Below are 13,304 nucleotides of genomic sequence, written 5' to 3'. Positions count from 1 at the left end.
GTTAGTCTCCTAATACTTTGAAGGTGTTCAATAATTTAAAATCAGAAGTTGCCTGCAATTTTCGAGTGACATTTTCTAGCTGCGTTTTGTTGACAGCATGGGTAATAATCACAACACGTGCAGTATTTCCGTCTGTTCCTTGTTGCAGAATTTGCTTAAAGGAGACATTTTCAGCATTAAAAATTTCTGCTAAGCGTAAAACTTGTTCTTTCGCATCAGGTGCTAATATCGAAAAGTAATACGGGCTCTTACGATCTTCTGGTTTAGCCAGAACTAATTCACGCTGAAACTCATTAAAGGCTTTTCCAACAGTTCCTTCATTAATCCGTCGAACAATCCGAATAATATCTGCAACAACACTTGTTGCAGTGGGTTTTTGTCCCGCACCTGGACCGTAATACATCGACTCACCAATACCGATAGAGTCTACAAAGATTGCATTCATCACGCCATTTACACTAGCAATAGGATGAGATTTTGGTAAAAAGGTCGGTGTGACTTCTGCAGCGAGGCCCGATTCCGTTTCTTCAATGAAACCAACTAATTTGACAACATAGCCTAATTGCTGCGCAACTGCTACATCTTCTGGTGTAATATTGCGAATGCCTTGGTGGGTGACATCTTCAAATTTAACCGTCATTCCAAAGGCAAATTGACTCAAAATAACCATTTTATATGCAGCATCAATCCCATCCACATCATTGGTTGGGTCACTTTCTGCAAATCCAAGTCGTTGTGCTTCAGCAAGTGCCGCCTCATAAGACCAGCCCTCTTCTACCATTTTGGTCATCATGAAGTTGGATGTCCCATTGACCACACCAAGAATACGTGTAATTTTATCAGAAGCTAGGGAATTAACAAGCGTGCGTAAAATCGGAATTCCTCCCGCTACTGCCGCTTCATAGTAAAGAGCTACCTTATGTTTTGCAGCAATCTCAAGCAACTCAGCGCCATGAACTGCCAGCAAGTCTTTATTTGCAGTGATAACATGCTTACCTGCTTCTAACGCTTGAGTGATGAAAGTTTTTGCAGGTTCAATACGCCCCATCAATTCAACGACAATCGTTACTTCATTATCATTTACAATTTCATCAATCGTCGTGACAAAATTAAAATGATTTCCTGCTGCTAACAAGCGTTCTTTTTCAGCATCATCTTTTACCAATACTTTCGCAATTTCAATTTCTGAATGAGCTGCTTGCACAATCTTTTCACTATTTTCTTTCAATAAAAATGGAACACCACTAGCAACTGTCCCAAAACCAAGTAAAGCAATTTTAATAGACATGACTACTCCTTGAGATTTTATGCTTTTTATTATAGCAAATAAACTTGTTTTTTTCTAGTAAGCAGACTTCAGGATTTTTATAAAAATAATAGAAATCTATTTTAAAAAATTGTGAACGGTTAGTCAGAAATATGGTAAAATATACATAGTGATTTAAAAGTAAAAGGAGTTCCACATAATGGGAAAACATTCTGGTAATCGTTCTGTACGAAATCGTATTCGTAAGAGGAGACAACGGCGTGCTATTATAAGCTTCATCTTATTGGTTGTTCTGGTTATTGCAGGAACATTTATGTGGAAACGCTCTGGAACAAATCTGGCTAATAACCATACCAGAACTGCCACTTCAAAAGTGAGCAAATCTTCTACTTCTCAAGCAACTACTGAAGAAACATCTGGATCTAGTGAAAAAGTAAGCAAAGTGAAATGGATAAAGCAAGATCAGCCTGTTAAATTCCCTATTTTGATGTACCATGCGATTCACAATATGGATCCTTCTGAAGCAGCAAATGCTGGTTTGATTGTCTCTCCTGAAACGTTTGAAAGTCATTTGAAAGCTCTAAAAGACGCTGGCTATTATACTCTCACGCCAAAGGAAGCCTATAAAGTTTTGACTGAAAATGTCCTTCCGAAAAATAAAAAAGTCGTTTGGTTGACCTTTGATGATAGTTTGAGAGATTTTTACACCAATGCTTTCCCACTTCTTCAAAAATACCAAATGCGGGCAACCAATAATGTCATTACTGGTTTTGTCGAAAATGGGCGCGAGGATATGCTGACGCTTGAGCAAATCAAGGAAATGAAGCAAAAGGGAATGTCTTTTGAAGATCATACCGTTAATCATCCGGATTTATCCCTTTCAAGTGCAGAAACACAAACGACAGAATTGCAAGCTTCTAAGCAATATCTAGACAGCAACCTGTCACAAAACACAACGACGGTTGCTTATCCTTCTGGACGTTATAGTGAAACAACGACACAGATTGCTGAAAGCCTTGGCTATAAAATGGGGTTAACAACCAACAATGGACTAGCTTTTCTTAATGACGGACTTCTAACCCTCAACCGTGTCCGTGTCAATCCAACAACGACTGCACAAGACTTATTAAATGAAATTGCTACAAATTAAAGAATAGGACTTGGCTCAAAAATGAGCAAGTCCTATTCTTTTTTCTTTTGTGCTAATTTCTCACGTTCCAAGCGAAATTTTCGGTTCGGATTGAGTTTGTTAAAAAGTTTTTCGAGTTTTTCTTCATTCCAAACGTCAGCTGCAGAAACGAAATTGCCATTTTTATCACGAAAGGATATTGGTTTATCACCCATAAAATCGCTCCTTTTTAGTCTACAAATTCAAATTCAAATTTGCCGATACGAACCAAGTCACCATCTTTAGCACCACGCGACCGTAATGCTTCGTCTACCCCCATACCACGTAGTTGCCGTGCAAATTTCATGACAGCCTCCTCACGGTCAAAGTTTGTCATGGTAAAGAGTTTTTCCAACTTATCACCAGATAAAACCCAGACAGCGTCATCATCGCGTGAGATTTCAAATGCTGGAGTATCTTCATCAAAGCCATAGTAGGCTTCTTCTTCCATTTCGGACTCATCATAAAGCAGAAATTCAGGTGTTTTATCAAGCAATTCTGCAGTTGCATCCAAAAGCGTTGACAAGCCTTGTTTCGTCAAACTTGAAATTGGAAAAATCTGTGGCAGTTCATCAAATTCATCATAATTTGCTACTAATTTTTCTTTAAAGACTTTTAGATTCTCTGTACTCTCAGACATGTCCATTTTATTAGCAACAATAATCTGTGGACGTTCCATTAAGCGAAGATTGTAGGATTCCAATTCCTTATTGATAGCAAGATAATCTTCGTAAGGATCACGTCCTTCACTAGCTGACATATCAATGACATGCAAGATGACACGAGTTCGCTCAATATGGCGAAGGAATTGTGTTCCAAGTCCTACACCTTGGCTGGCTCCTTCAATCAAGCCAGGCAGGTCTGCCACAGCAAAGGATTCACCGGACTGCGTCCGAACCATTCCAAGATTAGGTACAATAGTTGTGAAATGATAAGCGCCAATTTTCGGCTTAGCAGAAGTAATCACACTCAAAAGAGTTGATTTCCCAACAGACGGAAATCCGACTAAACCGACATCTGCCAAAATTTTCAATTCCAACTGGAGTTCACGTTCTTGACCTGGTTCACCGTTTTCAGAAATTTCTGGTGCTGGATTTTTAGGCGTCGCAAAGCGAATATTGCCACGACCGCCACGACCGCCACGAGCTACGACGAACTTTTGCTCATTTTCAATCAAGTCTGTCAGGATTTTCCCTGTTTCAGCATCACGAACGGTTGTCCCTTGTGGTACATGAACAATCAAATCTTCTGCACCACGACCGTGCATTCCCTTGGTCATTCCCTTTTCACCAGACTGAGCCTTAAAATGACGATTGTAGCGAAAATCCATCAAAGTGCGAAGCCCTTCATCTACGACAAAAACAACATTGCCGCCACGACCACCGTCACCGCCCCAAGGTCCACCATTTGGGACATACTTTTCACGGCGGAAAGCTACCATGCCATCACCGCCATTGCCAGCCTTGACTTTTATCTTAGCTGTATCCAAAAACATACTCATATTTTTCTCTTCTCTCGTTTTTCACTCTAAAAAAACGCTCTTTCAAGCGTTTGAGGATTAGAAATTGCTCAAAGCACCAAGTGCACTTGCAAAGATTGCTCCAACCGTTACCAATAACATGATAACAACTACAATCAAAGTCAATTTTTCAAATCCTGTTTTTTTCCGTTGTCCATTATCACCAAAAGCCACGATATTACCTCTATGTATTTAATTTACTCTTCTAATTGTAACATGAAGAAGATAGTTTTTCAAATGATAGCTGAAATAAAAAGATTACAACTGAAAATCCCCACAAAGTAAAAATCCAACAGGCTTCCTGCTGGATTTCAATGTCAATCAGTGTAACCGTTTGGATGTGTCGAATGCCATTTCCAAGCTGTCTCGATAGTCATCTCCGAAAATAGCAATTTTTTAATAGGTTATTTCACTAGACCAATCGATTCAATAAAACGCATGAAGGCGATTTGACCTTCTTTTGTGTACTTGTAAACACCTGCATCTTCCAAGACACGTTTGAAAATCTGACCAACCGAAGCACGTACAATTGATTGAGCTGATTCTGCCGTTATATTTGAATGGCTAGCTTTTAACTGTTCAGCCCACGCTTGATGATAAGGAGCCACTTCTTTTCTTTGCCCCAAAAGAAATTCTTCAACTTCTTTTATCTCATTTTTCAAACGAGGTGGGAGAATTGCCAAGCCCATGACCTCAATCAAGCCGATATTTTCTTTCTTGATGTGTTGAACATCTTTATGCGGATGATAAATACCATCTGGATATTCTTTTGACGTTTGATTGTCCCGAAGAACCAAATCTAATTCAAACTTACCATTTTTTTGACGTGCTATTGGAGTAATCGTATGATGTAGTTCACCATTTGACTCAGCTAAAATCTGAACAGTCGGATCGGAGTAACTGCGCCATTTCTGTAAAATTTTATCCGCCAAATCTACCAATGCGAATTTATCAGTTGATTGCAACCTTAAAACCGACATGGGCCAATTGACAATACCGGCTTCTACATTTTCAAAACCTGCAAAGGTGAAAGTGTCGTTCAGCTCTGCCTTTTCCATAGGAAAAGTATGTCGTCCACCTTGATAATGGTCATGAGTGAGAATGGAACCTCCTACGATAGGAAGGTCAGCATTGGATCCCGCAAAATAACTCGGAAAAGTCTCTACAATATCCAAAAGACGCGCAAAAGTACCACGGCTGACAGCCATAGGAGTATGTTTGCTATCTAAAAAGATACAATGCTCATTAAAATAAGCATAGGGAGAATACTGAAAGCCCCATTCTCGTCCGACTAAATCAAAGCGGATAATTCGATGATTCGCTCGCGCTGGATGATCTAGTCGCCCTTGATACCCTTCATTTTCAAAACAAAGCTGGCAAGCTGGATAGTGGCTCGTCTTGGCTTTCTTAGCTGCTGCAATTTCCTTGGGATCTTTTTCTGGTTTAGAAAGGTTGATCGTAATCTCCAAATCACCATATTCAGTCGGTGTTTGATAGGCAATATTCTTAGCAATAGCTTTGACCTTGATATAATCATTGCGCTTACTAAGCTCATAAAAATCAGCAATAGCTCGTTCAGGATCTTGTTCATAAGTTTGCCAAAATTGCTGATTGAGCTGACTAGGTGCTGGCGTGACTAAATTCATCAACTCTGCCCCAAGAATATCCTGTTCTGCAAGAGTTGAGCCGATTTTTCCAACTGCTAAAGCAACTTCTAGTAAATCATCTTTGAGATCAATTAAGCTGGTTGCTGCTGTCTCTTGCTTTGCAGCTTCTTCTCCAACCAGACTCATGACGCGATTTGTCAAATAAATTCGGTCGATTTCTGTAAAAGAGCTATTTGCTATGACCTCTGTTACAAAGGCATTCAGTAAATTTCGTGCCATTGATTTTCCTTTCTTTTATAGAAAGGGCTGAAATCCTCGTCAGCCCTTATTACTATTATGTAAAACGCTTGCTTAATCCAACACACGGCTGCCACCAGCGATTTCAGCAATATAGAAGCTCGGTGCATAACCTACGACTTCTTCATATTTTTGCCCAACATTTTTTTGAAAAGCTTCCACTGCATCTTTGCGAACCAAAGCAATGGCACAACCGCCAAATCCTGCTCCTGTCATGCGAGCGCCCAGCACTCCTTCTTGCTCCCATGCAGTATGAGCCAAGGTATCTAACTCTAATCCTGTGACTTCATAATCATGTTCAAGTGAGACATGAGACGCATTCATTAAGCGACCGAATTTTTCCAGATTGCCAGCTTGCAAAGCAGCTTGAGCTTGAAGTGTCCGTTGATTTTCCAATACAGCGTGACGAGCACGTTTGAGTCGATTTTCATCTTGAATTAAGTAGCTGTATTCATCAAAATCCCACTCATTTAATTCACCCAAGGTTGCAATAGAGAGTTTTTGCTTTAATTCCTCGACTGCTTTTTCACACTCTGCACAGCGTTCATTGTACTTGGAGTCTGCTAGTTCACGACGCTTGTTTGTATTCATGATGACAACCACAGTGTCTTTGAGATCAAGCGGTACCAACTCGTATTCGAGCGTGTTCGTATCTAAGTAAATTGCCCGTTGATATGCTCCCATGCCAATGGCAAACTGATCCATGATTCCAGAATTAACACCGATAAATTCATTTTCTGTTTGTTTACCAATTTTTACTAAATCTAAACGCTCTAATTTTAAATCAAATAGTCTCTCTGCAATTATTCCTGTTAGTAGCTCTAAAGAAGCCGATGAAGAGAGACCTGAACCATTTGGGATATTTCCAAAAACATAGACATCCATCCCTTTATCAATGACATGTCCTGCTTTTTGCAAGAAATGAAGCACCCCTTTCGGATAATTCGTCCAATTATGCTCTTTTTCAAAACGAAGATCTTCTAGCGGCACCTCAATAATCCCTTTGTCTTCAAAATTTGCTGAGTAAAAACGAAGTAAATTATCGTCACGCTTGCGCGCCACTCCGTAAGTTCCTAGCGAAATAGCTGCAGGAAAAACGTGACCACCATTGTAGTCTGTATGCTCACCAATTAGGTTAATGCGACCCGGTGAAAAGAATGTATGATCTGCTTCTGTTCCAAAAACTGTTGCAAAGTCTGAACGCAATTGTTGAATTGAAAGAGTCGTTGACATAAAAGTCTCCTTTTTATTTGGTATTGTAACCGTTTTATTATCTTTATTATAAAACATCATTAGTAAAACTTCAAGTATTTTAGTAAAATTTTACCAAAAAATTTATCAATTAAGTTGTAAAAAATAATACTCGTCAAGCTTTCATACTAGACTTTAGAAAATTTACTAAATATTTTTGTATTTTACTAATTTTTAAGATATAATAGACATATTCTTTAAAGAAATTAGGAAACAATCATGGCAACGATTAAAGATATTGCAAAAAGTGCTGGTGTCTCTCCGGCAACTGTATCACGCGTTTTAAATCATGACCAATCCATGTCTGTGAGTGATGAGACTCGCCAAAAGATATTTGATATTGCAGAGAAATTAGAATATAAAAAAACAAAAAGAGGAAGCAAGCGAAATTCCCACAACCGCAGAATTGCGATTGTAGAATGGTACACAGAAGAGGAGGAACTAGACGACCTCTACTACTATGCCATTCGTCTTGGGGTAGAGAAAAAGGCCCAAGAATTGGGCTATGATGTTATGCGCTTTTTCAATAACGAAGAATTAAATCATCTCGATCAAGTTGACGGCATCATCGCGATTGGAAAATTTAGCACTCAAAAAATTAAAGAACTAGAACTCTATACAAAACACCTTGTTTTTATTGATAGCAATACACTTGCCTATGGACATAGCTGTGTGATGGCTGACTTTGAAAATTCTGTTATAGCTGTTCTTAATCACTTTTTAGAAAAGCAACACCAACAAATTGGACTGCTGATTGGTCAAGAACAAACTTCTGACAAAACCACTACTCTATCCGATCCACGCTTGCTAGCATTTAAAAATTACCTAACTAACAAACAACTCTATCAAGAAAAATATGTCAAAATAGGAAACTTTTCATCTGAATCAGGTTATTCTATGATGAAAGAATTGATTGAAAATTTAGGCAAACAACTTCCGACTGCATTTTTCATAGCAAGTGATGCTTTAGCTGTGGGTGTACTTCGAGCACTGCAAGAAGCAGATATTCCTGTGCCAGATCGTGTTAATGTAATTGCTTTTAACGATACGTCTATTGCCAAGTACGTCTATCCGCCACTCAGCACGGTTACTGTCTTTACAGAGGAAATGGGCAGACAAGGACTACAACTGCTGCATGAGAAATTTCAACATCCTAGCTCAACCATTCCACGTATGGTAACACTCGCCACCAAACTAACCCTAAGAAAGAGCAGTTTATAGACATGAAAACATACGAAATTTTATTTGACATTCTTAGTCAAGAGTCTGACTATGTCAGTGGTGAAAAATTAGCACAGGAGTTAGGAATTTCACGCACTTCTATCTGGAAAGCTATTCAACATTTGGAAAAAGAAGGCGTTCATGTTGAATCGATAAAAAATAAAGGCTATAAGCTCCTTTCAGGCGATTTATTGATTGCTGAGAAAATCGAAAAAACTGCTCCCATTCAAGTTTCCTTCAATCCAAACTGCAAATCCACTCAACTTGATGCCAAAGAAGGAATTGAAGCTGGTAAGCCTGCCAATACGCTCTATCTTGCTTCTTCTCAGACAGCTGGTCGTGGACGCTTTGGCAGAAGTTATTTTGCTCCAGAACAAGGAGGAATTTATATGACGCTTCACTTGAAGCCCAATCTGCCTTTCCCACAAATTCCCGCCTATACTATCCTGACTGCTGGGGCCATTTATAAGGCTATTAAAGATCTCACTTTAATGGAAATGGACATTAAATGGGTCAATGACATTTACTACAAGGGCAAGAAAATAGCAGGCATTTTAACCGAAGCTATTACTTCTGTCGAGACGGGCTTAGTCACTGATGTGATTATTGGAGTGGGCATCAATTTCGCAATCTCTGATTTTCCGAAAGAGTTAAAAAATAGGGCTGCCTCTCTCTTCCACGAAAAGCAACCTATCACACGCAATGAACTCATTGCTGAAATTTGGAAAGATTTTTATGAATGTGATCCAGACGAGCTGGTTTACCTTTACAAACAACACTCCCTTGTCTTAGGTCGGACGGTCACTTTTTGCCAAAATGACAAAGACTACAAAGGAGTTGCCAAGGAAATATCAGATACCGGGCAGCTATTGATCCAATTAGATACCGGACAAGAAATGTGGCTAAACAGCGGTGAAGTTTCTTTAACAAGTTGGTAAATAAAAGAAGGAGATAAATTGAATAAACATCAACTTGTCTCCTTCTTTTTTCGGCACAAAATCAATGACCTTTGTGCTTTTCTTTGCGTTTTTGCTGTTTTAATTGGAATTTTCTATTTTGCATATATTCTTTTTGATCTTTCAATCTGGAACGTTTAGCTTGTTTATCTAACTCTTGTTGCAGTTTTAGTGCATCTTGTGATTTCGTTGAGCGTTTTTCACGCTTCATTTCTTTTTTTGCTAATCGCTGCAAGCGTTTGGGATTTGCACAATGTCTTTTTTTCTTTAGTGCAACAGCCGGGCTAAATTGTAGTTGTGAAAACTTCTGATTAACAAATTCCAAAACCTCGTTCATTTGGGGCTCAACTCCAAATGTCACCCGACAAACGGACAAACCTTGAGCATTTTCTTGCTCAAATAGGCCATAATAAAAGCCATTTTCAAAGTATATGGTCAATTCTAATGAAACATGTTCCATACAGCATCCTCCTTAAATACATTACAAAGAAGGGACAACCAAGGAGGAGGGTTACTGATAGTCGTGACCTACTTCAATTGTCATTAGAAAAACAAATCTAGCCTGTCACGAATATGTTCGGACTACCAACCGAAACTGTGTTTTTATCTTTGCACTTTTATTTTACAGCAAGCAGAATATTTTTTCAAATTGAAAAGAAAAGGTTGAGGATTTTCACCCCAACCTTTCTTGTTATTTTTTACGTTTGATATGTTTGTCAATTTCGTCCACTATTTTACCCATGACATAGCTCACCTGTAAATTGCGAATCACTAGAAGCGCCCAGAAAACGGCAAATAAATAGTGTCCTGACATCATTGCTTCGTTAAAAAAATACGTTTCAATTGCTGTGAAAAAAGCTGTTGTAAGAAATTGTTGTCTTGTCATGATTCTATTATAGCACGAAACAGCAGAAAAATCTAAATTCAGTCCTCTTGAACGGTAATTTTTTCCGCTAAGAAATCAAATCCTTCTGGAATGACCGTATTCTCTTTTTCTTCAGCTTGTGGTGCATTTTCTCCACGCGCTTTAGCCGAAAATTCAGCCCGAATCTCTGTCCAATCTGTCATAGAAACCGCCAAGATGTCTGGTGAAAATCCAGCAGCATTGCTTAATAAATTCCCAAACATGGTGTTGAGATTTTCCCGTTTCATGGTCTGTTCTGCATTAAAGCTTGACTCAAATGCAAGAATAGCGTGGTTTTCGTTAGCTGCGACGGGTTGTGAGCCGACTAAAAGTGCCTTATCTGCTCCGGCTAAACTTTCAATAATTTCTCCCCAAGCATTCTGCAACTTGGTTAAATTACTGCGAGCCAGGCTAGGATTTTCAACTGCTTCTTGCAGAATGGCATTCACTTTATGGCGGTCTACTCGATAACCCTTGCTTGTTTTGGCTGAGCGTGTTTCCTGTACTGGCTTACTAGGTGCGGAACTTGACTGCAAACTTGCCAATTGATTTTTAAGCTGGCTGATTTCTTCTTTGAGCGTTTCTATCTCGCCTGCTATATTGGAGGGTAATTCTGCTTTATCTTGCCCTTCTGCCAGTCGAATGGTCATCATTTCTGTATAAATCTTGGGTTGCAAGCTGTTCTTGATTTCCGCAAGGCTCTTCGTTGCAATCTCAATCAACTCAAACAATCTTTCCTGCGGAGTCTTGAGGTTTTCTAAAAAGCTTTCACTCGTATGCGTATTTTCTCCACCCGTTTTAACGATGAGCAAATCTCTGAAATATTGCAGCAGGTCTGTGACAAAGCGAGCCATATTTTTGCCGCTGTCGAATATGACATCAAGATTTTTTAATGCCACTGACGTATCATGCGCTAATACAGCTGCTACATAAGCGTCTAGCGCCCCTAGACTAATAGAACCCGTGATTTCTTCAGAAATAGCCGTTGTCAGCTGATTGTCTTGGGTTAGGCTGAGAGCTTGATCTAAGATAGATAGAGCGTCTCGCATACCGCCTTCTGCTCGTCTTGCAATAATCTGCACCGCTTCATTTTCAAAGTCAATATTTTCTTGCTGCAAAATCCACTCAATGTGCTCTACAATATCTTTGGTTTTAATCGACTTGAACTCAAAGCGCTGAACACGCGAAAGGATGGTTGCTGGTATTTTATGCAGTTCTGTCGTTGCTAAAATAAAGACAACATTCTCTGTCGGCTCTTCCAAAGTCTTAAGAAGCGCATTAAAAGCGCCTGTTGAGAGCATGTGAACCTCATCAATGATATAAACCTTGTGCTTCGCTAGACTGGGAGCATAAGTAGATTTGTCACGAATATCTCGGATTTCATCCACACCATTATTAGAAGCCGCGTCAATCTCAATGACATCTTCTAGGCTTCCTTCGGTAATGGCTTGGCAAATATAACAGTCATTGCAAGGCTCTCCATCCTTTTGGTTGGGGCAATTCATTGCCTTAGCAAAAATCTTGGCTACGCTGGTCTTTCCTGTCCCTCTGGGACCTGAAAAGAGATAGGCATGACTGATTTTATCCTGTTCAACTGCCTGCCGCAAGGTTGTCGCCACAACCTCCTGCCCAACTAGCTGACCGAAGGTTTGGCTTCTGTATTTTCGATATAAAGCTTGATACATTAGGCTTTGTCTCCAAACATTTCAAAATTCCAACTTGTTTTCTCTAGCAGGAGAGCCACAAAATTTTCCAGATATTCTCGGTCAATCTCATCATAATCTGCTACCAGATGAGAATCCAAATCCAGCACTCCTACTAAGCGGTCGTTTTTGACCATTGGTACTACAATCTCGCTGCGAGCTCTGCTATCACAGGAAATGTAGTTACCATACTGAGTAACATCTTCGACGATCACCGTCTGCCGTTTGGCGGCGGCTTCTCCGCAGACTCCTTTTCCCAGCCCAATATGTACACAGGAGACACCACCTTGAAAAGGTCCTAACACCAACTCGTTTCCGTCATAAAGATAAAAGCCAGTAAAAACGGAATGTGGCAAGGCTTGGTTAAGCAGAGCAGAGCTGTTTGAGAGATTCGCCAACGCATTGCTTTCGCCCTCTAGTAATGCTTCAAGCTGCGCTAAAAGTAATTGATAATTTGAAATTTTTTCTGATTGATTCATATTTTCTATTATATCAAAAAAACAGCCTCGTGACTGTTTTTTCGCAAGTGGACAAATCATTCTTCTTATTTCCTTTTCCAATACATAGAAATATCATCCCAAAAGTTCTTTACTAGCTGCTGGTGATAGACTTTAGGAGCGGTTGAATGTTTCACTTTCTGCCAAAGAATAGCAGCAACTTTTAGTTTTGGCTGAAAAGCAGCATTATTCTCATCAGCACAAAAGTCTTTGAGAAACTGATTCCATTGGCAACTAGCATTATCGTATTTTGCGTAAGTTGATTGTCCCTGATAAATGGCTAACATGTCTCGCAGAGTAAATCGGTCATTCCCCTCAGCTTTTACCTTTCGCCAAGCTGCCGCCATGTCCGCTGTAAACTTGAATGAACTGCTACCCGTCTGCTGAGCGAAAAACTCCCGAAATCGGGTATTAAATGCAAAACCACAAGTAAGTAAGGGCGTGTCTAAAGTAAGCTCTACATCTTTCTCTTTCTTAGTCTTTAAACGGACTTTCTTTTGAGCAACATTCCCTGCAAAATATTGTTTGATTTGTGCTTCTAGCTCTTTTTTGACCCCTGAATGCTCCTTCCCCAATCGTTTGCAAATGTCTGCCAATTCTGCACGATACCAATAATATTGAGAAAACTCTTGATAAGTTTTTATCGTTGTAAAATCCGGTCTATCCCGCATGATGTGTTTCCCTTCCCTCTTTTTCATAACCTATTATACCACCAATAAAGTCATTCCTCAAAAATGATAGATTTGTTAGTTTATAAAAAGTCGTTCGAGGGTCGGACGAAGTGAATCAATTTTGGTTGAGACAAGCCGACCCTCGGACAGGATAAATTAGTTTTGGTTTGTTCTATTCGCTCGGCGGACAGAATGAATTCCTTTTGGTTTTGCTTGTCCGCTCGGCGGACGGTGTGAATCTCT

Annotated in this window: 14 protein-coding genes; 3 read left to right on the top strand and 11 right to left on the bottom strand. The window is 39.6% G+C overall.

What is annotated here, in order from left to right:
- Position 1: 1 nt before the first annotated feature.
- Complete coding sequence (locus tag HMPREF2574_RS03065; RefSeq protein ID WP_024053108.1) at positions 2-1,288, bottom strand: homoserine dehydrogenase; 1,287 nt, start codon at positions 1,286-1,288, stop codon at positions 2-4.
- Positions 1,289-1,466: 178 nt separating this feature from the next.
- Here HMPREF2574_RS03065 and HMPREF2574_RS03060 point away from each other — a divergent pair, with 178 nt between their 5' ends.
- The gene (locus HMPREF2574_RS03060) at positions 1,467-2,417 is read left to right on the top strand and encodes a polysaccharide deacetylase family protein (RefSeq protein WP_070241705.1); all 951 of its coding nucleotides are present in this window, start codon (positions 1,467-1,469) and stop codon (positions 2,415-2,417) included.
- Between the two features lie 32 nt (positions 2,418-2,449).
- Here the strand turns inward: HMPREF2574_RS03060 and HMPREF2574_RS10375 are convergent, their stop codons facing one another.
- The 5 genes from HMPREF2574_RS10375 to HMPREF2574_RS03040 form a co-directional block, all read right to left on the bottom strand.
- Positions 2,450-2,611, bottom strand: a complete 162-nt coding sequence (locus HMPREF2574_RS10375; RefSeq protein ID WP_003033070.1) for a hypothetical protein — start codon at positions 2,609-2,611, stop codon at positions 2,450-2,452.
- A gap of 14 nt (positions 2,612-2,625) precedes the next feature.
- The gene (gene obgE / locus HMPREF2574_RS03055) at positions 2,626-3,936 is read right to left on the bottom strand and encodes a GTPase ObgE (protein ID WP_024053106.1); all 1,311 of its coding nucleotides are present in this window, start codon (positions 3,934-3,936) and stop codon (positions 2,626-2,628) included.
- A gap of 57 nt (positions 3,937-3,993) precedes the next feature.
- Complete coding sequence (locus tag HMPREF2574_RS03050; protein ID WP_003024272.1) at positions 3,994-4,128, bottom strand: DUF4044 domain-containing protein; 135 nt, start codon at positions 4,126-4,128, stop codon at positions 3,994-3,996.
- 230 nt (positions 4,129-4,358) lie between these two features.
- Entirely contained in the window at positions 4,359-5,840 is a 1,482-nt protein-coding gene (galT, locus tag HMPREF2574_RS03045; RefSeq protein ID WP_070812181.1) for a UDP-glucose--hexose-1-phosphate uridylyltransferase, read from the bottom strand.
- Between the two features lie 72 nt (positions 5,841-5,912).
- The gene (locus HMPREF2574_RS03040; protein WP_070812180.1) at positions 5,913-7,091 is read right to left on the bottom strand and encodes a galactokinase; all 1,179 of its coding nucleotides are present in this window, start codon (positions 7,089-7,091) and stop codon (positions 5,913-5,915) included.
- A 237-nt stretch (positions 7,092-7,328) separates the two neighbouring features.
- Between HMPREF2574_RS03040 and HMPREF2574_RS03035 the strand changes: the two genes are divergently transcribed.
- Together HMPREF2574_RS03035 and birA are read left to right on the top strand one after the other, a co-directional pair.
- Positions 7,329-8,330 (top strand): LacI family DNA-binding transcriptional regulator, encoded by a 1,002-nt coding sequence (locus HMPREF2574_RS03035; protein WP_070812179.1) that lies wholly within the window; start codon positions 7,329-7,331, stop codon positions 8,328-8,330.
- A gap of 2 nt (positions 8,331-8,332) precedes the next feature.
- The gene (birA, locus tag HMPREF2574_RS03030; RefSeq protein WP_070812178.1) at positions 8,333-9,268 is read left to right on the top strand and encodes a bifunctional biotin--[acetyl-CoA-carboxylase] ligase/biotin operon repressor BirA; all 936 of its coding nucleotides are present in this window, start codon (positions 8,333-8,335) and stop codon (positions 9,266-9,268) included.
- A 61-nt stretch (positions 9,269-9,329) separates the two neighbouring features.
- Here the strand turns inward: birA and HMPREF2574_RS03025 are convergent, their stop codons facing one another.
- From HMPREF2574_RS03025 to HMPREF2574_RS03005, 5 genes are all read right to left on the bottom strand, one after another.
- Positions 9,330-9,746 (bottom strand): YjdF family protein, encoded by a 417-nt coding sequence (locus HMPREF2574_RS03025; protein WP_024053099.1) that lies wholly within the window; start codon positions 9,744-9,746, stop codon positions 9,330-9,332.
- 231 nt (positions 9,747-9,977) lie between these two features.
- The gene (locus HMPREF2574_RS03020) at positions 9,978-10,172 is read right to left on the bottom strand and encodes a DUF3272 family protein (protein WP_003024260.1); all 195 of its coding nucleotides are present in this window, start codon (positions 10,170-10,172) and stop codon (positions 9,978-9,980) included.
- A 38-nt stretch (positions 10,173-10,210) separates the two neighbouring features.
- Positions 10,211-11,875: a DNA polymerase III subunit gamma/tau gene (gene dnaX / locus HMPREF2574_RS03015; RefSeq protein ID WP_024053098.1), complete on the bottom strand. Its 1,665-nt coding sequence runs from the start codon at positions 11,873-11,875 to the stop codon at positions 10,211-10,213.
- Complete coding sequence (locus HMPREF2574_RS03010) at positions 11,875-12,372, bottom strand: GAF domain-containing protein (protein WP_042754202.1); 498 nt, start codon at positions 12,370-12,372, stop codon at positions 11,875-11,877. The genes dnaX and HMPREF2574_RS03010 overlap by 1 nt, the downstream gene beginning before the upstream one ends.
- 65 nt (positions 12,373-12,437) lie before the next feature.
- Positions 12,438-13,061: an SAP domain-containing protein gene (locus tag HMPREF2574_RS03005; RefSeq protein WP_070812182.1), complete on the bottom strand. Its 624-nt coding sequence runs from the start codon at positions 13,059-13,061 to the stop codon at positions 12,438-12,440.
- Positions 13,062-13,304: the final 243 nt, after the last annotated feature.

The sequence above is a fragment of the Streptococcus sp. HMSC034E12 genome, assembly GCF_001835915.1.
GTDB lineage: Bacteria > Bacillota > Bacilli > Lactobacillales > Streptococcaceae > Streptococcus > Streptococcus vaginalis.
Note: the sequence above shows the minus strand (reverse complement) of the source record. Positions and strands in the feature narration are given on the sequence as shown.